The sequence below is a fragment of the Occallatibacter sp. FHG110214_02 genome, from assembly GCF_059115385.1.
Map to the genome: position 1 here is coordinate 1 of NZ_JBZYWK010000050.1, position 22111 is coordinate 22111.

A 22111-nucleotide genomic window follows, 5' to 3' on the forward strand; every position below is an offset into this window, starting at 1 on the left:
GGGCCCAGCGCACAAAGCGCTTGTGCACGGTCTTGTACTTGCCATAGCGGTCGGGAAGGTCGCTCCAGCGCGCTCCGGAACGCAGCACCCACAGCACGCCGTTTACAAAGATACGGTTATCGGCTGCTGTGCGGCCCACATGCTCCTTGCGTCCAGGCAGAATATCCTTGATCCGCTCCCACTGCGCCTCGCTTAACTCGTACCGGCTCGCCATACTTACACTGCAGCAGCTCGACCAACGCACGCAAAGTGTATATGTCGATACGGCCTAGTCCCTAGGCCGTATCGACAATTAAGTTGAGAACGATGTAGGTGCAGGCAAGCGCGACGAGGGCATGGAAGCAGGTTTTGGATTTCTCGTATCAGGTGGCGAATCTGCGGAAGTGCTTGAGCTTGTTGAAGCACCGTTCGATACGGTTGCGCAGCTTGTACAGGGTTCTGTCGTAATTGCGCTGCTGTTTGCGGTTGGAGCGCGGCGGAATCACGGCTCTGGCCTGCATCGTTTTTTCCACGTGTGCGACGATCTTATCCGAGTCATAGCCCTTGTCGGCGATCACGGCCTCGGCTTGGTGCTCACCCAGCAGTTCTACCGCAGGCGCGTAGTCACTGATCTGCCCTCCAGTGAGCAGGAAGTCCACTGGCAGGCCCAGTTCGTTGACCAGCAGATGAATCTTGGTCGTCAGTCCTCCTCGGGAACACCCCAGAGCCTTGTCGCCCCTTTTTTGCGGCCCGTGGCTGCCTGCTGGTGAGCCCGGACCAGGGTAGAATCGATCATCAAGTACTGGTTCTTTTTATCCCGAATCAATTCGTGAAAGATACGCTCCCATACGCCGGTGTGAGCCCAGCGGACAAACCGCTTGTGCACGCTCTTGTACTTGCCATACTGCTCGGGAAGGTAACTCCAGCGCGCTCCTGAGCGGAGAACCCACAGGACACCGTTCACAAACGTGCGGTTATCAACTGCCGTGCGGCCCACATGCTCCTTGCGGCCTGGCAGAAAATCCTTATTAACCCGATCCCACTGTGCCTCGCTTAACTCGTACCGGCTTGCCATACTTCTACTGCAACAGCCAAACAATGGATGCAAAGTGTATATGTCGATACGGCCTAGTGAGCGTGATGGCTACGCTGGGAACGACAGCGCCTGTTTTATCTGTGACTGTGCCGGTGATGGAGCCGTAGAGGACTTGTGCGTGCGCTGTTTTGAATGAGCCAAGGGAGAGCAGTGTGAGAAGTGCCATCCCTAAATAGAACGCAAATTTCCTGCAGTGTGGATGTGCCCTGTGCGTCATGATGCCTCCGTGCATCTTCCTGAAAACTGGATTGCTTCGAATGCGGCACATGGATTACATGGCAGCACTCGACCCGCTGCATTGTGCGAAACGACCGGCGCGATTTAGCAAAGAATTTTTCCGGAGTGCCATCGCGTCTATTTAATTTGCGGGCCGAACTATATGCCCGGATTTAGGGGATTGTCAAGAAGGGAAAGCGATTTATTCCTGAAAATCCGTGCCGTGAGGGAGCGGCATGGAAGTGCATTTTTTCGTGGAATTTAGAGAGCGGAAATCAGGCGCGGGAGGTGCGTCCCTGGAAGGCAAGAGCGGCTGCGCCACGCAGGCGCGCGAGGTCTCCATGATGCGCGGGCATGATGCGCGGCGGGATGCCTGCGAGAGAGTGCTTAGCCACGGCGCGTTCAAGGATGGAGGCGTAGAGATGCCATGCGGAGGTGAGGTCTCCGGCGATGAGGATAGTGCTGGGCGCGAGTGCGGCGAGGACGGCGCGGAGGCCGCGGGCAATGGCGCGGGCATGCTTTTCAATGGCTTGCACGGCGGGTTTGTTGCCGCTCTCTGCAAGTTGGAGAAGCTGCGGAAATGGAATGGCGCGCGTGTTGGGAGCCAGCTCCTGGTAGTAGCGAACGGCGGCGCGGGCGGATGCAAAGACTTCCCAGCAGCCGTTGTTGCCGCAGGCGCATTTGGGGCCGGATTCTTCGAGGGCGATATGGCCGAATTCGCCGGCCATGCCGTGATGTCCGCTGATGACGCGGCCATTGGCGAGGATGCCGGTGCCGACGCCTTCCGAGATGGTGATGAGAACAACATCGCGGTTGCCGTCGAGATTGCCGAAGGTGAGCTCGGCGAGCAGGCAGGCGGTGGCGGCGTTTTCAATGTGTACGGGCAGCCGCATCTTTTTTGCGAGAGCGGATTGCAGGTCGAAGTCGCGCCAGTGGAGGTTGGGCGCGAAGAGGATGTGCGAGGTGAGCGGGTCAATGCGGCCGGGAAGGCTGATGCCGATGCCTTCCGTGGAGCTGCCGGGAGTGTTCTTCTGCAGGCGCTGCATGGCTTCCGCGATGAGTTGCGTGGAGCGGGCGGAGTCGCGGGTGAGAGGAACGGAATCGCGGGAGAGCAGGGTTCCGTTGAGGTCCACGGTGGCGATGATGGCGTGCTTTGGGCGAATGTCTGCGGCGAGAACGACGCGGTCTTCATTAAGATGGAGCAGCGTAGGGCGGCGTCCGCGTGCGGCGGAGGCCTGCGCGCCTTCGCGAATCCACTTTTCATGAATGAGCTGCTCGACGATTTGCGAGACGGTGCTGCGTTGAAGACCGGAGAGCCGCGCAAGATCGGCACGGGAGAGCGGCTGATTGTCGCGAATGAACTCGAGAACGATATCGCGGTTGATGCGGCGGGCGGTTTCGCTGGAGGCGGGCTGGGCGTCCGTCAGATCAATATATGGAATGCCGCGTCCGTGGGGACGTGTGTGCAAGGGCAGATCCTTTCTGCGCCGGGTGGATCAACGTGGCCTGGATAGGGTACGAACGGCTGCGCAATTGCGCGTACAATAAAGTCCACGCTGCATAATACGCCAATGTTGTGCTGTACAGGTCCCTTTGTAGTCTAAATAATGCTATTTATTGCAGGATAGATTCTGAACAACCGAGTGATTTTTATGTGCTTTCCAAACAGAGCTATGTTTTTTTCGTTGATGCTTTCTGTGGCAGTGACCGCAGGAGCACAGTCTGCGCCTGCGAATCCGCAGGCTTCCATGAACGCGCAACCCCAGGCGGCAGCTCCGGCTGTGTCTACTCCCTATACGGATTTGCTTCAGCCCGCGGTGCAGTCCCTGCATGACACGGTGATGGGATTGCGCTTTGATAAGTGGAAGGGCGGAAATGTTCGCGAAGAGGGCGGGCGCAATGCGGAGTCGGTCATCAAGGATGTGAACCAGACGCTGCCGGGGTTGATGAAGAGTGCGGATGCTTCTCCGCAACTGGCAGGCGCGGCGCTGCCGCTGGTACGGAATGTGAATGCGCTATATGACGTGGCATTGCGGCTGCTGGATGCGGCGCGGATTGCGGCTCCGGGAGACCAGGCGAATAAGATGCAGGATGCCGTGAATATCCTGGCGGGCGCGAATAAGGATATCTACGACCAGCTGCAGAAGACGATAGCGGCGCAGGAGATGCACACTGCGGATCTGGAGACGCGGGTGAAGACGGTTAGCGTCGCTGCGGCGCAACCATCGCAGCCGATGAAGACGGAGGCAGATTGCCCCGCTCCGCCGGTGAAGAAGGCTGTGCGGAAGAAGAAGCCGGCGGTGAAGAACACGACTCCTACGCCAAATGCGGCTGGGCAGAACGGCTCGGCGCAGAAGCCCCCGGCAGGACAGCCGCAAAAACAATAGTGCGAGTTGAAGTGTGGTTGAGACATGGAAAGTTTGCTTTCCGTGAGTGAAGGCGTGCGCTCCTAATGCGTTCTTAAGATTGGTTACGTGGTGTTCATGTTGTTGCGATAGAACAGGTGCAACACTTGTGTAATTACGAAACGAGGAGCATTATGACCGACATTCAATTGGCTGCCAGCCGCCGCCGGTTTTTGAAGGAGACCTTTGCTTTTAGCGCGCTTACCGCGCTTGGCTCCATACCCGGTGTTGCGGCGCCTGCCGTTTCCGATGGTGCAGGAGAAGTGAACCTGTTTGCGATTGGCGACTGGGGCTATGACAAGCAGAAGGAGCCGCAGAAGGTGGTTGCGGCGGCGTTGAAGAAGTATGCACAGGATAAGAAGGTGAATGCCGAAGGGTTCCTCTTTCTGGGCGACAACTGGTATGGCGCGCTGGAGGGTGGTGCGCAGTCGGAGCGCTGGCAGACGGAGTTCGAGCAGATGTATCCAGCGGATGTGTTCAACTGTCCGGCGTATGCGATCCTGGGCAACCATGATTACCAGACCTGGCCGGGAAACAAGGTGGAAAATGAGCTGGAGTATGCGCGGTTGGGCAAGTCGCGCTGGACGATGCCGGCACGCTACTACCGGTTTGAGTTTCCGAAGAAGAAGCCTTTGATTACGTTTCTGGCGCTAGACACCAACGTGCCGCACGAGAACGGAAAGAGCAACGGCGTGGACTTTACGATGACGCCGGATGAGTATGCCGCACAGTTGAAGTGGCTGGAAGCGGAGTTGCAAAAGCCACGTACCACTCCGTACCTGGCGGTGCTGGGACATCATCCGGTGTACTCGAATGGCCGGCATGGTGATACGGCTACGCTGGTTCGTGACTGGGACCCGCTATTGCGGAAGTACAAGGCGGATTTCTATTTTGCCGGGCACGACCATGATCTGCAGCACATTGAGTTTGAAGGGCACCCGACGAGCTTTTTCCTTTCGGGCGGTGGTGGCGCTGATCTCTATGAGATCAAGGTCGATCCTGCGAAGCGCGGGCCGTATGCGCAGAGGGTGTATGGGTTCAGCCATCTGTCGGTGACGCCGAAGAAGTTCACGCTGCGGCACCTGGATGACAAGGGACAGCTGGTGCATGCGTTTACGCGGACGCATGAGGGGAAGGTTGAGATTCTTGCGTAAGTGAGGGAATGCGAAAGGCCCGTCCTGACTGGGGCGGGCCTTTTGTTTTGCGGATTTTTTAGTGGCGGGTTTCGGTGGAGGCGGCTAGCTGAATGGTTTCGTCGCCGAAGTGGAGCTTGCGGTGGAAGAGGTCGAGCGCGAGGCCGAAGCAGGAGCGGGCGAGCTCGGGGTCGTAGCGCGGGCCTTCGTCGCGGAGGAAGGCGTGTGCGCCGTTGACTTCATGCCAGTTGAGGCGGATGCCCAGCTCGTTGAGGCGGGCGAGGACCTTCATGCGGCCTTCGAGGGGGATGTGCGGGTCCTGGCGGCCCCAGACCATGAGCAGTTCGCCCTTGATTTCCTTGGCGCGTTCGAGGGAGTCGTCGTTGGTTCCCTTGCCGAGGCCTTGCTTGTGGATGTCTGTGGCGTAGAAGCAGACGGTGCCGCGCACGTCGGGCTGGAAGGAGGCGCGGAAGGCGAGGTGGCCGCCGATGCAGATGCCCATGGCACCGAGCTGGCCGGTGCAGTCGGGGCGCGTTTTCAGGTAGTCGAGGACGGCACGGGCGTCGGCGTCGTAGCTGGCTAGTTCCTTGGTGGTTTTGAGCGCGTTGCCGCGGTCGGAGCCGGCCTGGTCATAGGCGAAGACGGTGCCGGGCTCTTCAAATTCATGGTAGATTTCGGGCGCGGCGACGATGTATCCGTGACCGGCGAGTGCGGCGGCGGTGCGGTGGATGGGGCCGGTGATCTGGAAGATTTCCGAGTAGAAGAGGATGGCGGGGTACTTGCCCGGCGCGGCGGGACGCACGATATGCGTACGCATGGGGCCGTAGGGAGTGGTCAGTTCAACAATTTCATCAACAACAATCATTAGGGTGCTCCTTCAGTGAAATCGTCAGGCATAGCGCAGGGGCTTCTGTAGGAAGACGTGGTCCGGCCGCTCGGCTGGCTGCGCATGGGTAGAGACCACGTCGCGGCCTGAGAATAGGTACAGGAACATTATGGCGCGGAGGGGCAGGGTCACGTGCGGTGTAACGCAAATTATTGATTATATTGGCGTCCCCGACGGGATTCGAACCCGTGTTATCGCCGTGAAAGCTGGGATTAAACCTGCAATTTCAACAACATAAAGGCATCGGGTTGCACTGAAATGTACACGAAAGAACAGAAAAAACAGAGTTTTGTGTACACGGTTTGTACACGAATGGAACAGCATCTTCCCAGCAGAAAACGAGCGGTGATTCGTTTCCATCTCCATTAGGGTAGCGGCAAAGCATCCGAGGTTAGAGGAATGGACCAGACGAAATGGAAGACACCACTGTGCTCCAACTAAACGGCGGATTTGTGCGCCATCTTCGTATGTCCTCGTCCTGATCGCATCTAAAGTGGAAGGGATCTGGAACAGGGAGTTGTCTGGATTCTGAAGTGCGATTTGTCCTAATGGAGGCGACGGGATGCCGCGGCCAAATAACGATGGATTAACCTCAAAAGAATCAGCCTTTTGGGTCTCTTCAGTGCCCAACCGGAACTCTGTGCCTGAATTTGAAGCTGAGACCGAATGCCAACCTGAAACAAATCCCACCCCCAACGCGCTACTAGAACTATTGCAGTCACCCGCATGCCTTCTGAATGAGGTGGGGATCATCACACATCTGAATGCAGCGTGGCGTGAACATGCCGGACCCGCAGATGGTGGGGATGAGCATATATCGTTGGCGCAGTTGATCTACTCGGAAGACCGGTATACCGTACTGTCCCAGTTTCGATCCGCCGCCATGACAGGCGACCGAATCGATTTCGAATGCCGGCTCCAGAATGCTCGTGGAACAGCGCGCTGGTTTCTTCTCAGCCTGCAACCCATGAACAAGGAGATGGCCGGTGAATGCGGTAACTGGTTGTGTATTGGCACCGATATTCACAAGCTGAAGCGTAGAGAGATCGATCTCGAAAAGTGCGCATCCATTCAGACCGATATGCTCAACATTAGCGTGGATTGCATCAAACTGATCGCGCTCGATGGCAATGTGGTGCACATGAACAAGGCGGGCTGCCGTGCGCTAGGTGTTCCAGATGGCTCATCCTTCGGCATGCCATGGTTGCCACTTTTGCCCGAAGACGTGCGGGAGGCCGGAGAGAAGGCACTTGCCTGCGCTCGAACAGGAGTGTTTGCTCGCTTCCCAGGCAGGAGCGTGCTGCCAGGACAGAAAGAACAGCATTGGGACAATATGCTGACGCCGGTTATAGGTGCTGGAGGGCAGCCTACGGCTATCCTGTGCGTATCGCGCGAAGTCACCTCAGAACGTGAAGCCCTGGAATCGCTCCGGGAGAGCGAGGCGCGGCTGGCAATCGCGGCGCGTGTCGGCGGTCTGGGCATATGGGATTACAACATGCAGAGTGACGAACTGCATTGTGATGAATCCTGGTACCGGATCATGGGCCGAGATCCGGGTTGTCCTATTCGCTCCATTGCGGAATTCAAGCCATTCGTCCACCCGGAGGATGCGGATCAGGCCGCGGATATCAAGGAGATTGTGGATGAGCTTGTTGAAGCACAACGCAACTATGCAATCGTGTTCCGAATCGTCCGTCCAAATGGGGACATCCGCTGGGTACGATCCGAAGCATCCCTGATTCAGGACAGGGCTGGCGTCACCATACGCGCAATTGGCTTCGTGGTCGATATCACCGATGCCTGGCGCGGCGAACTGGCTCTGCGTGACGCGAACCGCGCACTGGAAGAGGAAAAAACATCGCTTGCTCGCCAGAGCCTTGAAGATCCTCTAACCGGAATTGCCAACAGACGCCACCTGGACAGCGAACTTGCACGTATCTGCATTCGAGCCAGCGAAACGGGAGAAGCAATCTGCGTCGGCATGATCGATGTAGATCATTTCAAGGCATACAATGACCGCTATGGTCATACGGAGGGAGACGCGGCTCTTCGCCGGATTGCTACGGCGCTCCAGTCTGTGGCCAGGAAGTCCGATTTTGTCGCCCGTTATGGTGGGGAAGAATTTGCATTTGTTCTAACCGGTATGAAAGATCCCGCGCAGGCAGTTGAGCGATTCACTGCAGCCGTAAGGGAACTGGCCATCGTTCATGAGGATTCGCCCACCGGTTACCTGACGATCAGTTGCGGCTGTGTCGTCTTCAATTCCAGTTCCAATCTTTCCCCGATACACATCCTGAAGGCGAGTGACGAAACTCTTTACGAAGCGAAGACGGCAGGGCGAAATCGTCACATCATTCGCTTCGCCACGGCATAGCATCCCGTACAATCGCAGTTTGGCCTGAGTATACTCGGCTGGATCAGAACGCTGAAGCCGGGTAGTGGGTCAATTTGAGAGGAAGCATTCCCTCGGGGGCTAAAGCCCCATTCTTTTTGTGGCACTTAACGTACGGGCTAAAGCCCGTACCTTTCAAACTGAACCACTACCTGAAGCCGAGGTGCCACCGATCTGGCGATAAAATGAGTAGCTATCCAGTGCAACAATGACTTACTCAAGCATCATTGCAAGGACCAGTTATTCGACGACGTTCTCCATCAGAACAGTATTGGGGATAGTAATGATGCCACCCTCATGCTCCAAAGTGGTACCTACAGAGTTGACCTCGACAATCGTGCCACGGACACCCTGAACCACAATCGTCCTTCCTACGGGGAAATGGTCGCGCACGAATGCTCCTGCAAGAATATTGGACACAACGGCACGGCTTCCGAAGCCCAGAGCAAGGGCAGTTGCCAGGCCAGCTGAGATTAGTACCACCGCCAGGATCACAGTGAGAATTGCCGTCTGCACACCCAACTGAGCCAGGGTAATGACGATCGTGATCAGAGAAAGAAAGTAGCGGCTGATAATACCGAGAGCATTGGCATATTCCAGGTTTGCATTGCGTGCCGATCGCGTCAGAGCGGTAGATAATAATCGAGAGACCGACAGCCCTACGAGAAAAATAATGAGTGCTGCTATCAGGGCCGGCAGGTAGCCTAACAGCTTTGCGACCATCATGGTGAAATATGTCAGACGAAGCGCTTCGACGGCTGGCAGAACAGCCAGAAGCAGGATAATCCAATAAATAGAGGCGCTCAAGATATGGATCAGGCTTCCGGTAAATCCAAGATCGTTAAGCGTTCTGGTAAGACCATGCTTTTCGGCGAAGCGATCGACTTGCAACGTTTGGAGAGCTTTCGCGGCGAGCTTTGTGCTCACATAAGCCAGCAGCCATCCCAGAATAAGAATCAGGCATGCGCTGAGCAGGTTCGGCAGGAATTCTGCAATGTGGTGCAAGGCATCCAGTACCGATACCTGTAAGGTCTGAAGAATGCTGTGATAGAGATCGTTCATGTTCATCCTCTCTCTCTTACGTCTGGGCGGGTAGAGTAGTGATCTGGAGAACTTCGAACTACACGGAAAAGCCGCTTCAGTACAACATCCAGAACAATCCAGAAGCCATGAATCTGCGATTCAAAGAGCATGCGGGTCCCGAGGAAAATATTGGTACGCTTGCGGAACCGAGCAAATGTCGATGACGGGGCCGTAACAAATAGCCTGCGAAATTGCTGGAATTCGCGCTCCTCATTGCCGCTGAACATTTGCCGATTTTCTCTCTGGTCTGTCATCGCGTCTCCTGAAACATTCGCTTGAATTCGTCTCTTGCGCGTGCAAGTCGCATCTTGGTTGCGCTCAGTCCGACCTGGAGAATATCGCTGATCTCTTTTACGTCAAGATCCATCACATATTTCATAATCAGAAGGGAGCGGCTGGCTGGATCGATGCTTTCCAGAACCGCCTGCGTACGCTCGTCCTGCCAGGTTAAGTTTGTGGACGTATCGACAATAGCATCGCCGTCTGGAAGTGTATAGATAGTCGCGTATTTTGTTTTGCGCTGAGAAAGAAAGTTTAGGCAGTGATTATATGCAACGCGGTAAAGCCAGCTTGAAAACGCTGATCTTCCATCGAACTTGCCGATATTCACAAATAACTTCGTCAGGATCTCCTGCAAAAGATCTTCCGCATCGGTCACGTCTCCCGTCATCCGGTAGCAAAGCGTATAAATCATGTCCTTATAGGCAGCGATGAGTTGTTCAAACGCTTTGTGCTGATGGGGAAGTTCACGTTTGCAACGCGATACCAAAGCTAAATCTTCCCCAGGAGTTCTCATCATTGCAGGTCCTTACCATGAGCAATTCATGTAATTGAAGCCCGTTACATCTACTTGCAACGAGAGACTCCCTTTTCACTGCGGTGAGACCAAAATCCTCCTCCGCAGATAAGACAAGCACGAAGAGAAGAAAGTCACGTGACAAAACTATTTTCTTTCGAAGTGACCGATGCTCTCTCCGCTTTGTCTTAGTGATCGAAAGGCGAGAGAATGCCTTTCGGATCAGACATGACGGAGAATCCTACTCCCATTCAGGTGAAACAGTAAAGGCCTGAAACTTTGACAGAGATCGGATGAAGCGAGCAGTGGGATCTCGTAGAGCTTCATCGGACTCCGTCAGGAGCATGTCACTTATCACAAAGGAGAACGGTCATGAACCAGGAGCATGTTAAAGGTACAGTCGAGCAGGTAAAGGGCAAGATCAAGGAAGGTGTGGGAAACCTCACAGGCAATGATCGGCTGAAGCGGGAAGGTCAAGTGGATCAGCTCAAAGGGGAAGCGCATAAGACCATCGGCGATGTCAAAGACGCTGGACGCGATCTCAAAAGCAATATCGATTCCCACAAAAAGTAGTGGAGTTGAGCTGCGAATCGATGAATCTCGGTTCGCAGCTCACATTAGGAACTAATCAAACAAGAATGAAAAGGTTTTTGTAAATGACTGCATATGCCCCAAAGACTGCTTTTGTTGTCGATGATGAGAAAGTGATTGCCGATACGCTGGCAACGATTCTGAAGCAGAACGGCTATGACGCAATGTCTTTCTATTCAGGCGAATCGGCTATGGAGGCAGGAGAGACATCTCCTCCTCAATTTCTGATCAGCGATGTAGAAATGCCCACGATGTCCGGGATCCATCTGGCCATCTACTTCAGAAACCGCTATCCAAGCTGCAGGGTTCTCTTGCTTTCTGGTGATGGAAACACGGCATATTTACTGAAGAAGGCGGAAGAGAAAGGACACCATTTCGAACTCCTGAACAAGCCGATTCATCCCGTGGATCTTCTGGAAAAACTATGCGGCTCCGAAGCGAGATTGACGAACTATTCTCCCGTGCTGAAAAATGCACGACTGGCAAAGAGGTTGTGAAATGAAACTCGGAAATATGGTACTTGCACTATGTTTAGCGGCATGTTCTGTTCGTGTTTTCGCAGCAGATACAGCCAGCCTCAATGAACGTATCAATGACGCTCGCGATGTTTTGCTGCAGATCATGATGACCCCGGACAAAGCGATTCCAAATAGTATCGCGCGGCAGGCGACTTGCATCGGAGTGATTCCAAGCGTCAAGAAAGCCGCTTTTATTGTAGGTGGATCGTATGGTCAAGGAGTGGTTACGTGCCGGACTCGATCCGGATGGAGCGCTCCTGTGTTCATCCGGCTTGCAGGCGGCAGCGTTGGATTTCAGATTGGAGGCCAAGCAACGGATCTTGTTCTTGTAGCCGTCAACGACAAAGGATTTCAGGACCTGCTGAAGTCGAAGTTCAAGATCGGAGCGGATGCGGCCGCCGCGGCCGGTCCAGTAGGGAGAAATGCAGCGGCAAGCACAGACCTGAAGCTCAATGCAGAACTGTTGACATACTCCCGATCGAAAGGTGTATTCGCCGGCATAGATCTGAATGGTGCTGTAGTGTCGCAGAATACCGATGATACCAATGCATTTTATGGTGGTCAGGCAGAAGAGTTTGAGCGCATTCTTCACGGGAGTGTTCCCGTTCCAATGGCAGCAAAACCGTTCGTCGCAGCTGTTGGAAGGTATTTTCGCGTTGCCCATACAGGACAGTAAGCACGTCCACAGTTTGAAATTGGAGAGCTTGTTTTGGTTCTCACCTTTGTGTAGTTAGGGAAGGAGATTTATCCATGTTCATTTTGTGGTGGATCATCGTCGGCCTCATCGCAGGCTTTATTACTGGAAAGTTGATGAAGGGCAGCGGATACGGGCCGCTAATGGACATCGCCATCGGTATTGTTGGTGCAATTGTCGGAGGCTTTATCATGCGTTCGCTCGGATTTGCCGACCAGGGTGGGTTGATTTACACCGTGATTGTTGCCGTAATCGGAGCTGTGGTCCTGACCTTGCTGCTTCGACTCGTCACAGGCAACAGAGCGTAAAACTTGTAAGCGACTTTCGGGAGGAATTCTATGTTTCGACTGAATTTCAAGTCATGCAGCATGTTCTCTGCCGCTGCTCTAATGCTTATAGTGTCGGGATGTCACGGAAATAACAAAGAGCCGGACACGGCAAGCTTCAAAGCAGCTCTGGACGATTATTACCGGATACAGCCGGTCTGCGTGTGGCATGATTCGGTGAAATTTCCAGCACAGCTTGATGCATCGAATGATAGTCAAACAAAGGGCTTCGATGCTTTGACGGATGCTGGCCTGTTAACCCGCAAGGCAGAAGAAAAGAAGCGTTTCCTGATTGGCTCCAAGCAGGTGACTGATTATGACGTCTCGGACAAGGGGCGTGCACAATGGATGCCTGATACCTCACAGCCGGGATATGGAAATTTCTGTTATGGACACAGGCACGTCACGTCTATCGATAGCTTTACACCCGTAACGCCCGAGAATGGCGTCAATGCGACAACCATTAGCTATCACTATGACATGACTGATGTACCCGACTGGGCCCAGTCGGCTGAAGTCAAAACAGCCTTCCCAAATGTACAGACTGCGTTGGCAGGACCGCAGCCAGCCACAGCGAAGCTTGTACAGACGCAAAATGGATGGCAGGTGTCCCACTAATATAGGTCCGAGCTAACGCATGTTAGCCGGTTCCCATTGCGAGCGTCACTCGCCAGGAATTCTGAATTGAGGGAAGAATGAAATCCACGTCTACCAAAACAGAAAGCAAAATCACTCGTAAGAAGTTCATCGATGCACTGAACCAGGACCTTTCGCGTGAATACCAGGCAATCATTGCATATGTGAACTATTCGAAGGTTCTCAAAGGTGCGGCATACATGAACATTGCCGATGAACTTGTCGTGCATGCAAGGGAAGAGCTGGATCACGCACTGCAGATTGCCGATCATGTCGATTATCTCGGCGGCATGCCATCGGTCACGCCGAAGTTTGTTAAGACATCGGAAAAAGCAGAAGAAATGCTTCGCTTCGATCTCGACAATGAAAAAGAGACAATCCGTAATTATCGTCGTCGCGTAAAGCAAGCCGAAGAACTCAATGAGTTTGCTATCGCCGAAAGCCTGCGCGGCATTTTGGTACAGGAGCAAGACCATTTGACGGCGCTGGCTATGGCACTTGGCATCGATCCGCCCAATCCGGGGATTGCCGACTAATTTGTGACCCGACACGGAGGAACGGCCGATGGCTGTCATGATGCAGGCGTTTTACTGGGACGCCCCAATAAAAGAAAACAAGCGAGGTGAATGGTGGAACTATATCCGAGAGAAAGTTCCCCAACTGGCGGCTTCGGGATTCAACGCACTGTGGCTCCCTCCTGTCAGCAAGGCGGCCGATCCCAACTCTAATGGTTACGATCCTTACGATTATTTTGACTTGGGCGATTTCGATCAGAAGGGATCAGTAAAAACTCTATATGGAAATCGAGCAGAACTCGAAGAGTTGATCCGTTCATTGCGTCAGCACAAGATGAGTGCGATTGCAGATATGGTAATTAACCATAACTCCGGAGCTGATGAAGAAGAGACTAATCCATTGGACGGTCAGAAACGATGGACGAAGTTCAAACCTAAGAGCGGAAGGTTTGTTCGTGACTGGAATTGTTTTCACCCAAGCCGTTACGAGCGGACGATGATCGAAGGAGAGAACTTCGCAGGTTTTCCGCACCTATGTCACCGAAACCCGCGAGTCTATACAGCTATGTTTGAATATGCCCGTCTTCTGATTGAAGAACTCGACTTTGACAGTCTCCGGTTCGACTTTGCAAAAGGGTATGGTGCTTGGATGATTGGATTGCTGGCCAAGTACCAGTATCAGAAGAAGGATGGCAGTGAGCACTCTCCCTTCGTCGTGGGAGAATACTGGTCCGGACCGGAAGATATTGAAGGGTGGCTTGACAATGTTCGCGCCGTTACCGATCAGCAAATCGCTGCCTTCGACTTTCCTTTGCGTTACAAGTTAAAGAATGTCTGTGATATTCCCAACTATGACCTGCGCAATCTGACCGATGAGGGGTCGGTTTCTGCGGCACGCCCATTTAACGCCGTAACCTTCGTGGACAATCACGATATGCGCGGCGATGAAGTTGTAAACGATAAGATGCTCGCCTATTCGTTCATCCTCACAGCAGAGGGATATCCCTGTGTTTTCTGGTGGGATTACTTCAACTGTGAATTGGCGAGGCCCGAAACGCCAAATGGAATCGATGCTCTGATTGCTGCTCATCATCGACATGCCGGCGGAGAATCGTTGATTCTTCATGCCGACCCGGATCTGTACATCATGCAGCGTGCGGGAACGGAAGGGCAAAGCGGATTGGTGTATGTGCTGAACAATCTGGGCAACCAATGGAGCGGAACATCGGTGAAGACAAAGTGGGCCAATCAGAAATTCAGGCCGGTCGCATGGGATGGTTACGATTCATCCCATCCAGACGAAAGAACGACCGATGAGGAGGGCAACGCTGAATTTCCTGCTCCGCCGCGAGGATATTGTGTCTATGCTCCAGACGCTTCCTGATATCTCCGCGCATCCTTAGGAACCAGGAGGATCCTTGAGTCTGACGGCATTGCTCCAAACATGGTTACCAAATCGTTATTAGTAGAACAATAAACTTGTCAAATTTCAAATCCAGAGTCAGGAGGCTCGTTACTGAAATGAAAAACATCATCTTTGCACTTTTAATGATTCTGTCCGGTACTGCCGCGGCAGCAGAAGCTCAGCAACAGGACAGCCCCGCTCAGCAGATGAATGGCGTGGGTGTCGCCCCGAAGGCGAACCCTGATGAGCTTAAGCATGGAAAAATGTACGGGACACTGTCCTTCACAGGGGTATTTGCCTACCAGTGGACGCAGAATGTTCCGGGCACAAGCCGCCGCTTGTTAGCAGGATGGGGTGCCACTCCGGAGCTGAACCTCACGAAGCATCTCGGCTTTCAGGGAGACTTTGTCAGCTCCTATACGGATGGGGTCTACCCCGGAATCAGCAAATTCATGATAGCTGCTGGTCCACGCTACACGATGAATCCATATTGGAAAGGCACTCCGTTTTTCTTTGGCGAAGCGGGGGAAACCAGGACCAGCTATGGCAAAAATGTCTATGGATCTCATCCCGGCGTGGATTGGAACCCGACAGCTTCAGCAGGTATCGGCTTCGATATGAAGCTCTCTCCGGGATTTTCTATTCAGGTCATTCCAGCAGAGTGGACAGGCGAACGTTTCGATTACAACGAGAGCTGGCAGAACAGCGGTATGGCCCGTCTAGGATTCGTCTTTAACCTGCGTTGATCTAAAAGTTAACGTCAGGACTTATGAAAGAGCGCTCTTCGTCGCGCTCCTTGAATCAACACGCCAATACATTCAGAGAACGCGCTTATAACCGCGGCGAAAGAGGCGGTCATGTATCGAATGCCTAAGTCGTGGAAGGGCTCGACAGAAACTCGAATATCGGATGGGTAAGTGGAGCACCATCGTCCGCTCGCAAATTTACTTCATGGAGGTGGATAAGAAATGAGCATCGAAACCATGCAGGAACTTTTGATTGATGAGTTGAAGGATCTTTATTCCGCGGAGAAGCAGATTGTCCGCGCTTTGCCCAAACTGGCGAAAGCTGCATCCACACCTGAGTTGCAACAGGCTTTTCTTAGTCATCTCGAGGAAACCAAAGGGCAGATTGTTCGCCTTGAAAAGATTTCGGATCTAGTTGGAAAGAAACTCACCGGGAAATTATGCGTAGGAACGAAAGGTGTGCTGGAGGAAGGCTCTGAGGTATTGGAGGAAACGGAGAAGGGCGTGGTTCGTGACGCTGGTCTTATTTCGGCAGCACAGCGTGTCGAACATTACGAGATGGCAGGATACGGATCTGCGCGAGATTTCGCCAAAACACTTGGACTCACCGAGATAGCGTCTCTTCTAGACGAAACACTCGGTGAGGAGAAGAGTGCGGACAAGAAGCTTAGCGCGATCTCGAAGCAGATCAATCAGGCAGCAAAACGCGCTGGTTGACACGATACCAATCTACGAAATCCGCACTGTACCGGTTAAGGAGAACTTATGCCAAAGAGAATCAGTAAATCTCAAGAGACATCTCATCAAGACATCGATGATCGGAACGGTATAGGTGGAGAATTGCACCAGTTGGCTGATGCAACGCATCCGCCGATGACGACACAGACAGGCGCCATCGTTAGCGATGATGAGAACTCTCTCAAGGCCGGTGAGCGAGGCCCTGCTCTGCTCGAAGACGGTGCTCTTCTGGAGAAGATCCAGCACTTCGACCACGAACGCATTCCCGAACGGATCGTCCATGCGCGCGGTTTTGGGGTTCACGGTTATTTCGAGCTGACCGATTCGCTCAAAGGCATCTCTCGTGCTGCCATCTTCAATGAAGTTGGCGTCAAGACGCCGCTGTTTGTGCGTTTTTCGACGGTAGCCGGGAACAAGGGTTCTACCGATCTCGCTCGCGATGTCCGAGGCTTCGCCGTGAAGTTCTATACCAAAGAAGGTAACTGGGATCTTGTCGGTAACAACATCCCGGTCTTCTTTATTCAGGAGGCCATCAAGTTTCCGGACCTGATCCATGCGGCGAAAGAGGCGCCGGATCAGGGATTCCCGCAAGCTCAAACGGCCCATGACAGTTTCTGGGATTTTGCGTCCCTGATGCCTGAATCGACGCATATGCTGATGTGGGCTATGTCGGACCGCGCAATTCCGCGCTCATTGCGCATGATGGAAGGCTTCGGTGTTCACACCTATCGCTTTCTTAACGAAGAAGGCAAAGCGACCTTTGTGAAATTTCACTGGCGACCGAAGCTGGGAATGCAATCGGTAGTCTGGGACGAAGCCCTGAAGATCTCCGGAGCCGATCCAGACTTTCATCGCCGGGACCTGTGGAACGCCATCAACGAAGGAAGTTATCCCGAGTGGGAACTAGGCTTGCAACTCTTCGATGAAAAGTTTGCTGAGGAGTTCGACTTCGATGTCTTGGATGCGACGAAACTAATTCCAGAGGAAGCTTTGCCGCTTCGCATTGTAGGCCGGATGGTGCTTGATCGTAACGTGGACAACTTCTTCGCCGAGACTGAGCAAGCGGCCTTCTGCGCGAGGAACGTAGTGCCAGGCATCGATTTCACCAATGATCCTCTGCTGCAAGGCCGCATCTTCTCCTATCAGGACACGCAGCTCAGTCGTTTGGGCGGTCCGAATTTCCAGCAGATTCCGATCAATGCCCCTAAGTGCCCAGTCATGCACCTGCAGCGCGACGGCCATATGCAAATGACTGCGCCTAGGGGGCGAGTAAACTATTCACCAAGTTCGCTCCAGCCCGACACACCACGTCAGGATCCGCATCGAGGATTGTTGAGTTTCGCTGAGCCGATGGAAGGAAACAAACTGCGGATTCGCGCCGAATCCTTCGCCGATCATTTCTCGCAGGCCCGGCAGTTTTTCTATTCTCAGACCGAGCCGGAGCAAAATCACATCATATCGGCTTTTATCTTTGAGTTGAGCAAGGTCGAGACGAAGGCCGTTCGCGAGCGCATGGTCGGTCAGTTGGCAAATGTCGATCCGAAGATCGCGGCGCGGGTGGCCAACGGGCTGGGCCTGGAAGAAGAGATCTCTCCTCTACCGACAACGGTAAGAGCCCGGACGGATCTCATGCTTTCTCCGGCGCTCAGTATTCTCGCGAATGCAAAGGAAACACTGGAAGGCCGCAAGGTAGGTTGTCTGCTGTCTGACGGAACCGATGCAAGGCTCGTCGCTTCGTTGAGAGCGGCGACGAGGAAGCGGAATGCCGATTTTGCCATCGTCGCGCCGAAAGTCGGAGGAGCCGTCGCGTCGAACGGAAAACTGATCGAAGCCGACTTTCAGCTCGCCGGCGGTTCGTCTGTACTCTTCGATGCCGTCTATGTAGCTCTCTCGGAAGAAGGTGCCCAAATCCTGCGGAAAGAAGCCGCTGCCGTGGCATGGGTGCATGACGCGTTCGCGCATTGCAAGATCATTGGGGCAACGAGCACTGCACAGGCACTCCTCGATGCTGCTGGAGTTGTTCCCGACGACGGCATATTAGTTGGCTCGGACACGGATACTTTTCTTTCCAGGGCGGAACAGGGGAGAGCCTGGGGACGGGAACCATCGCTCCGGACAATATATTGATCACCACTCCACACCTGAGATATTGAGCCGAATTTATGATCACTCCTCTTGCTTCCGAAGCGGAATGGGCGTCTGTATGGACAACAGCCACGCCATGGCAACCGCCAGAGAAACCTTCACTCGTAATCGTGCCTCATCCCGACGATGAGACTCTAACCGTTGGGGGCTTCATCGCGATTCAGGTTGCAAAGGGTCTTCCAGTAAAGGTTGTTGCTGTAACTGACGGCGAGAATGCATACACATCTGGAACGCATCTCGGAATCGTGCGTCGCGCAGAACAGATGGCCGCTCTAAAAAGGCTCGGAATAAAGGCCGACGATGTCGTGCGGTTCCAATTCCCTGATAGCGGAGTCGCTTTCCAGGAAAATGCGCTGGCAGAGCGCCTCCTCCCGCTTGTAACCCGAGACACACATATTCTTGCGCCCTGGACAGGCGATCTTCATCCGGATCATGAAGCGTGCGGCCGTGCAGCTATACAAATAGCGCGGAGTACGGGAGCTTCTCTGATGTTTTACTTCTTCTGGACGTGGCACCTCGGAACACCCTCCCTTCTTCAAAATCTACCTTTACGCTTGTTATCCCTTAACCCCGATCAACTGCGCGCGAAAAAGGAAGCTTTGTCGAACCATCTATCTCAATTGGCGCACCCTTCAGGAGAACCGATACTTCCTGACTATCTTTTGTGGCCGGCGAGACGCCCTTCTGAGATCTTCCTTTCGGCATGAGCATAGACACCACAAGCCGGGAATTTTTCGACAGAATGTATCAGCTTCATGTCGATCCCTGGAAGTTCGCATCGAGCGGCTACGAACTCGGGCGGTACCGTGCAATCCTCGAAGCCCTGCCTCTAGCTCGTTATAGGCACGCATTCGAGCCGGGTTGTTCTGTTGGGGTTCTCACAGAACAACTGGCTGCAAGATGTGACGTGCTTGACGCCATTGACATATCACCCATTGCCGTCGAGCGAGCGCGTCAGCGCTGCAGAGAACTTCGGAATGTCAATATTCAGTGTGGCGCCCTGCCAGCAGATACACCTGTTGGCGAATTGGATCTAATCGTATTCAGCGAGATTGGATATTACTTCAAAATCCACGAATTGCGATCTCTCACTATTGAACTCCTCAGCCGCATGCCGCAGGGAGGCACTTTTCTCGCCGCCCACTGGCTCGGATCTTCACCCGATCACATTCTGAGTGGAGATCAAATCCATGAAGTGATTCTCGACCTCGAGGAGTTATCCCTCGAGTACTCTGAGCGAAACCCGGGTTTCCGTATTGATCGATGGGTGCGTAAATGAGCCGATCCTCTTGGCATGTTGCGATTCTGATTCCCGCACGCAACGAGGAAGCGTTGCTTCCTCGTTGTTTGGATTCTGTGCTTGATGCCTGCTTGCTTCTTCCTCCGTCGGTCACGTCCGATATCGTCGTTGCGTGTGATAGCTGCACCGATCTCACAGTTCAAATCGCGGAACGAATGTTACCAGGCCGTGGCGCGGTTGTCACGACTCAGGCAGGATTGGTTGGCTGTGTGCGGCGGCTCGCAGCCCAGGTTGCCCTGAAGCGGTATTCTGGTCCATTGGAGCACTGCTGGCTCGCTAATACCGATGCCGATTGTTGCGTGCCCAAGACATGGCTCATTGATCAGTTTTCGCTTGCACAGCGAGGTATAGATACCTTGGCAGGCATCATAGCTGTGGATTCCTTTGAAGAACACGGCGCGGGAGTCGATCTTCGTTTCCGCGACAGCTATCTGGTTCATGAGGATGGCTCACACCCTCATATTCATGGAGCAAACCTTGGCGTTCGTGCCGATGTATATCTTCGATGTGGCGGCTGGAAGAGGCTCGCAACTGCAGAAGATCATGATCTGTGGAACCGTCTGATGAGTGTTTCTTCACGGCCATGTTCCACCGCCCAGATAAAGGTGCTCACAAGCGGACGGCGCATAGGACGTGCTCCACATGGTTTTGCGGACGCCCTGGCCGCTCATAACGAGGTTCTTGGATGCTGACAGACGAGCTTCTAGCTTCCGTTCGATCATTGCTCCATGAAAATCTTCCCCTGCCTGGCGGCGGCAATACTGCATTACGCCACCGCCGCTTATGTGAAATAGGCCGTCAAAATCTTTCGCTGGCTCGTGTCGCGGAGGCGCATTGGGATGCGCTAGCAATTCTCGCCGAGAACGGAACCCAAGCCGAGCCCAATTGTGTCTATGGTGTATGGGCCTCCGAACGCGCAGGCTGGGAACTAACTATCGAACAACACGAAAGCTTGTTTCGGATCAATGGCAAAAAGATGTTTTGCAGCGGTGCCAGCTTGATCGATCGCGCGCTTGTTACTGTTGGGCGTCCGGAACAACGATTGGTCGATATCGATCTTCGCCGTAATGCTCAGTCAATTCAGTTCGACGATTCGGTATGGAAGACAAATGCGTTCCGAGAGACGAGGACGGCGGCTGCAACCTTCAACGACGCCATCGTTTCCTCCGCGGAACTGATAGGGGCTCCCGGATGGTACCTGCAACGTCCAGGGTTTTGGCATGGAGCATGTGGCCCAGCTGCTTGTTGGGCCGGAGGAGCTGCGGGATTGCTTGACTACGCAAAAAGACAGTCGCGAACGGATGCTCACACTCTCGCACACCTCGGAGCTATGCACGCATCCATCTGGGCACTTTCGTCATATCTCGATTTAGCGGGGCGGGAGATCGACGCTTCTCCCGAGGATCGGAAGCAGGCGGTCATGCGGGCGCTTACCGTGAGACATCTTGTGGAGCAAGCGTGCACGGACGTGCTTCGCAGAATAGCGCGGACCTATGGCCCACACCCTCTCGCTATGGATGAGGATACTTCTTGTCGCTATCAGGAACTCGACTTATATCTTCGGCAATCTCACGCCGAGCGCGATTTAGAGTCATTAGGCCGTTATATGCTCAATATTTGAGAAGGCTATGCGTTGATGGTTCTTGCGAAATTCGCGTCATTCGGAGTCTTTGCGCTATTGCATGCAGTGAGAATCAAAACAGCTATCGAAACGACGAAACTTGAGCAACGCATAAGATCTCTGTTGAATAGTGTGTTCAGTACCCACCTAGTACGCAGTCGTTGTCCCTCGCAAGTCGTGCAGAAGTCTCACACGACCAGCACTCGATGTCTTGCGTTCGTGCGAGGGTTAATATTTCTCGATAGGTGCTGGATTTTGTGCCATGACTTCCTAAAAATCGATCAGAATCCATACCAACGGATCTCTAGGGTGGTAAACCGGAAATCCGTATGACCGATACACGCGAAGAACTCTTCTCCATAGCTATTTTCCCGTACCTCAAGACATCAGGGTCTGTTTGGTTCGGACCCTATATGTTTCGGCCCACGGACGATCTTGAAGCTCTCAGCGAAGCACAAGCGACAGCGGTCAGGAACTCCTGCGTCACGCTTCAATCAAGATCACGCTCGACATTTACACGCAGGCCATGACCCCGGCTAAGCGCGAAGCGCAGAGCCGGATCGTGGCAATGATCCGTCCCGAATTACGCGGAAACGGTCAAATTCTAGAGGGAGAGGCGGGGAAAAGTGTACACGGAAATCTGGCTCTAAAAGACGCTAAGTTATTGAAATGATTTGGCGTCCCCGACGGGATTCGAACCCGTGTTATCGCCGTGAAAGTCCTACAGGAGCCATTTTGCACTGTTTTGTGAGCGGTTGTATTTCTGTGTTTATATTGTTCATATTATTTAAGTTGTACGCATTTAGAACTTGTATTCCTTGGGGTGGTCTTGGACCCATTTATGAGCAAATGCGTTACCCAGGCGTTACCGGAAAACGGTCAAAATATAG

General features: G+C 53.6%; 24 protein-coding genes and 1 pseudogene. 17 read left to right on the forward strand and 8 right to left on the reverse strand.

What is annotated here, in order from left to right; genetic code table 11:
- From AC5S3R_RS20445 to AC5S3R_RS20460, 4 genes and pseudogenes are all read right to left on the reverse strand, one after another.
- The coding region (locus tag AC5S3R_RS20445) for a transposase (RefSeq protein WP_494268401.1) at window positions 1-214 on the reverse strand (214 nt) is incomplete at its 3' end.
- 61 nt (window positions 215-275) lie between these two features.
- Window positions 276-1054 (reverse strand): annotated as a pseudogene (locus AC5S3R_RS20450) (IS5 family transposase).
- 4 nt (window positions 1055-1058) lie between these two features.
- Window positions 1059-1241: a hypothetical protein gene (locus AC5S3R_RS20455; RefSeq protein ID WP_494269051.1), complete on the reverse strand. Its 183-nt coding sequence runs from the start codon at window positions 1239-1241 to the stop codon at window positions 1059-1061.
- A gap of 325 nt (window positions 1242-1566) precedes the next feature.
- On the reverse strand, window positions 1567-2760 hold the full coding sequence (locus AC5S3R_RS20460) for an ROK family transcriptional regulator (protein WP_494269053.1): 1194 nt from the start codon (window positions 2758-2760) through the stop codon (window positions 1567-1569).
- Between the two features lie 228 nt (window positions 2761-2988).
- Between AC5S3R_RS20460 and AC5S3R_RS20465 the strand changes: the two genes are divergently transcribed.
- A complete protein-coding gene (locus tag AC5S3R_RS20465) occupies window positions 2989-3678 on the forward strand; it encodes a hypothetical protein (RefSeq protein WP_494269054.1) in 690 nt (229 codons plus the stop codon).
- Between the two features lie 152 nt (window positions 3679-3830).
- On the forward strand, window positions 3831-4850 hold the full coding sequence (locus AC5S3R_RS20470; protein WP_494269055.1) for a metallophosphoesterase: 1020 nt from the start codon (window positions 3831-3833) through the stop codon (window positions 4848-4850).
- 58 nt (window positions 4851-4908) lie between these two features.
- On the opposite strand, the gene AC5S3R_RS20475 is transcribed toward AC5S3R_RS20470, so the two are convergent.
- Window positions 4909-5694: a dienelactone hydrolase family protein gene (locus AC5S3R_RS20475; protein WP_494269056.1), complete on the reverse strand. Its 786-nt coding sequence runs from the start codon at window positions 5692-5694 to the stop codon at window positions 4909-4911.
- Window positions 5695-6355: 661 nt separating this feature from the next.
- On the opposite strand from AC5S3R_RS20475, the gene AC5S3R_RS20480 reads away from it, so the two are divergent.
- Complete coding sequence (locus tag AC5S3R_RS20480; RefSeq protein WP_494269057.1) at window positions 6356-8089, forward strand: sensor domain-containing diguanylate cyclase; 1734 nt, start codon at window positions 6356-6358, stop codon at window positions 8087-8089.
- 258 nt (window positions 8090-8347) lie between these two features.
- Here AC5S3R_RS20480 and AC5S3R_RS20485 read toward each other — a convergent pair whose 3' ends face one another.
- Genes AC5S3R_RS20485 through AC5S3R_RS20495 form a run of 3 tightly spaced genes read right to left on the reverse strand, consistent with a single transcriptional unit; the run spans window position 8348 to window position 9989 of the window.
- Window positions 8348-9169, reverse strand: coding sequence for a mechanosensitive ion channel family protein (locus AC5S3R_RS20485; RefSeq protein ID WP_494269058.1), 822 nt, complete (start codon window positions 9167-9169; stop codon window positions 8348-8350).
- Between the two features lie 2 nt (window positions 9170-9171).
- Window positions 9172-9444 (reverse strand): hypothetical protein, encoded by a 273-nt coding sequence (locus AC5S3R_RS20490; RefSeq protein WP_494269059.1) that lies wholly within the window; start codon window positions 9442-9444, stop codon window positions 9172-9174.
- Window positions 9441-9989, reverse strand: coding sequence for an RNA polymerase sigma factor (locus tag AC5S3R_RS20495; RefSeq protein WP_494269060.1), 549 nt, complete (start codon window positions 9987-9989; stop codon window positions 9441-9443). Before AC5S3R_RS20495 ends, AC5S3R_RS20490 begins: the two co-directional genes overlap by 4 nt.
- Before the next feature lie 369 nt (window positions 9990-10358).
- Between AC5S3R_RS20495 and AC5S3R_RS20500 the strand changes: the two genes are divergently transcribed.
- The 14 genes from AC5S3R_RS20500 (at window position 10359) to AC5S3R_RS20565 (ending at window position 21221) form a co-directional block, all read left to right on the forward strand.
- On the forward strand, window positions 10359-10559 hold the full coding sequence (locus tag AC5S3R_RS20500) for a CsbD family protein (protein ID WP_494269061.1): 201 nt from the start codon (window positions 10359-10361) through the stop codon (window positions 10557-10559).
- Between the two features lie 83 nt (window positions 10560-10642).
- Entirely contained in the window at window positions 10643-11074 is a 432-nt protein-coding gene (locus AC5S3R_RS20505; protein ID WP_494269062.1) for a response regulator, read from the forward strand.
- 1 nt (window position 11075) lies between these two features.
- A complete protein-coding gene (locus tag AC5S3R_RS20510; RefSeq protein ID WP_494269063.1) occupies window positions 11076-11771 on the forward strand; it encodes a lipid-binding SYLF domain-containing protein in 696 nt (231 codons plus the stop codon).
- A 74-nt stretch (window positions 11772-11845) separates the two neighbouring features.
- Window positions 11846-12097, forward strand: a complete 252-nt coding sequence (locus tag AC5S3R_RS20515) for a GlsB/YeaQ/YmgE family stress response membrane protein (RefSeq protein ID WP_494269064.1) — start codon at window positions 11846-11848, stop codon at window positions 12095-12097.
- 30 nt (window positions 12098-12127) lie between these two features.
- Window positions 12128-12733, forward strand: coding sequence for a hypothetical protein (locus AC5S3R_RS20520; protein ID WP_494269065.1), 606 nt, complete (start codon window positions 12128-12130; stop codon window positions 12731-12733).
- A gap of 77 nt (window positions 12734-12810) precedes the next feature.
- Window positions 12811-13287: a ferritin-like domain-containing protein gene (locus AC5S3R_RS20525; protein ID WP_494269066.1), complete on the forward strand. Its 477-nt coding sequence runs from the start codon at window positions 12811-12813 to the stop codon at window positions 13285-13287.
- Window positions 13288-13315: 28 nt separating this feature from the next.
- Window positions 13316-14650, forward strand: coding sequence for an alpha-amylase domain-containing protein (locus tag AC5S3R_RS20530; protein ID WP_494269068.1), 1335 nt, complete (start codon window positions 13316-13318; stop codon window positions 14648-14650).
- 137 nt (window positions 14651-14787) lie between these two features.
- Window positions 14788-15417, forward strand: coding sequence for a hypothetical protein (locus AC5S3R_RS20535; RefSeq protein WP_494269069.1), 630 nt, complete (start codon window positions 14788-14790; stop codon window positions 15415-15417).
- Between the two features lie 222 nt (window positions 15418-15639).
- Window positions 15640-16134 carry a YciE/YciF ferroxidase family protein gene (locus AC5S3R_RS20540; RefSeq protein ID WP_494269070.1) on the forward strand — a complete coding sequence of 165 codons (495 nt, stop codon included), beginning with the start codon at window positions 15640-15642 and terminating at the stop codon, window positions 16132-16134.
- 48 nt (window positions 16135-16182) lie between these two features.
- Entirely contained in the window at window positions 16183-18282 is a 2100-nt protein-coding gene (locus AC5S3R_RS20545) for a catalase (RefSeq protein ID WP_494269071.1), read from the forward strand.
- 35 nt (window positions 18283-18317) lie between these two features.
- Complete coding sequence (locus tag AC5S3R_RS20550; protein WP_494269072.1) at window positions 18318-19007, forward strand: PIG-L deacetylase family protein; 690 nt, start codon at window positions 18318-18320, stop codon at window positions 19005-19007.
- Window positions 19004-19579 (forward strand): SAM-dependent methyltransferase, encoded by a 576-nt coding sequence (locus AC5S3R_RS20555; protein ID WP_494269073.1) that lies wholly within the window; start codon window positions 19004-19006, stop codon window positions 19577-19579. Before AC5S3R_RS20550 ends, AC5S3R_RS20555 begins: the two co-directional genes overlap by 4 nt.
- Window positions 19576-20292 (forward strand): glycosyltransferase family 2 protein, encoded by a 717-nt coding sequence (locus tag AC5S3R_RS20560; protein WP_494269074.1) that lies wholly within the window; start codon window positions 19576-19578, stop codon window positions 20290-20292. The genes AC5S3R_RS20555 and AC5S3R_RS20560 overlap by 4 nt, the downstream gene beginning before the upstream one ends.
- Window positions 20286-21221: an acyl-CoA dehydrogenase family protein gene (locus AC5S3R_RS20565; RefSeq protein ID WP_494269075.1), complete on the forward strand. Its 936-nt coding sequence runs from the start codon at window positions 20286-20288 to the stop codon at window positions 21219-21221. The genes AC5S3R_RS20560 and AC5S3R_RS20565 overlap by 7 nt, the downstream gene beginning before the upstream one ends.
- The last annotated feature ends 890 nt before the right edge of the window (window positions 21222-22111 follow it).

Coding starts and splice junctions, on each gene's coding strand:
- AC5S3R_RS20455 (WP_494269051.1), bottom strand. CDS start 1,241: ATGGCACTTCTCACACTGCTCTCCCTTGGCTCATTCAAAACAGCGCAC.
- AC5S3R_RS20470 (WP_494269055.1), top strand. CDS start 3,831: ATGACCGACATTCAATTGGCTGCCAGCCGCCGCCGGTTTTTGAAGGAG.
- AC5S3R_RS20475 (WP_494269056.1), bottom strand. CDS start 5,694: ATGATTGTTGTTGATGAAATTGTTGAACTGACCACTCCCTACGGCCCC.
- AC5S3R_RS20485 (WP_494269058.1), bottom strand. CDS start 9,169: ATGAACGATCTCTATCACAGCATTCTTCAGACCTTACAGGTATCGGTA.
- AC5S3R_RS20490 (WP_494269059.1), bottom strand. CDS start 9,444: ATGACAGACCAGAGAGAAAATCGGCAAATGTTCAGCGGCAATGAGGAG.
- AC5S3R_RS20495 (WP_494269060.1), bottom strand. CDS start 9,989: ATGATGAGAACTCCTGGGGAAGATTTAGCTTTGGTATCGCGTTGCAAA.
- AC5S3R_RS20500 (WP_494269061.1), top strand. CDS start 10,359: ATGAACCAGGAGCATGTTAAAGGTACAGTCGAGCAGGTAAAGGGCAAG.
- AC5S3R_RS20505 (WP_494269062.1), top strand. CDS start 10,643: ATGACTGCATATGCCCCAAAGACTGCTTTTGTTGTCGATGATGAGAAA.
- AC5S3R_RS20510 (WP_494269063.1), top strand. CDS start 11,076: ATGAAACTCGGAAATATGGTACTTGCACTATGTTTAGCGGCATGTTCT.
- AC5S3R_RS20515 (WP_494269064.1), top strand. CDS start 11,846: ATGTTCATTTTGTGGTGGATCATCGTCGGCCTCATCGCAGGCTTTATT.
- AC5S3R_RS20520 (WP_494269065.1), top strand. CDS start 12,128: ATGTTTCGACTGAATTTCAAGTCATGCAGCATGTTCTCTGCCGCTGCT.
- AC5S3R_RS20525 (WP_494269066.1), top strand. CDS start 12,811: ATGAAATCCACGTCTACCAAAACAGAAAGCAAAATCACTCGTAAGAAG.
- AC5S3R_RS20530 (WP_494269068.1), top strand. CDS start 13,316: ATGGCTGTCATGATGCAGGCGTTTTACTGGGACGCCCCAATAAAAGAA.
- AC5S3R_RS20535 (WP_494269069.1), top strand. CDS start 14,788: ATGAAAAACATCATCTTTGCACTTTTAATGATTCTGTCCGGTACTGCC.
- AC5S3R_RS20540 (WP_494269070.1), top strand. CDS start 15,640: ATGAGCATCGAAACCATGCAGGAACTTTTGATTGATGAGTTGAAGGAT.
- AC5S3R_RS20545 (WP_494269071.1), top strand. CDS start 16,183: ATGCCAAAGAGAATCAGTAAATCTCAAGAGACATCTCATCAAGACATC.
- AC5S3R_RS20550 (WP_494269072.1), top strand. CDS start 18,318: ATGATCACTCCTCTTGCTTCCGAAGCGGAATGGGCGTCTGTATGGACA.
- AC5S3R_RS20555 (WP_494269073.1), top strand. CDS start 19,004: ATGAGCATAGACACCACAAGCCGGGAATTTTTCGACAGAATGTATCAG.
- AC5S3R_RS20560 (WP_494269074.1), top strand. CDS start 19,576: ATGAGCCGATCCTCTTGGCATGTTGCGATTCTGATTCCCGCACGCAAC.
- AC5S3R_RS20565 (WP_494269075.1), top strand. CDS start 20,286: ATGCTGACAGACGAGCTTCTAGCTTCCGTTCGATCATTGCTCCATGAA.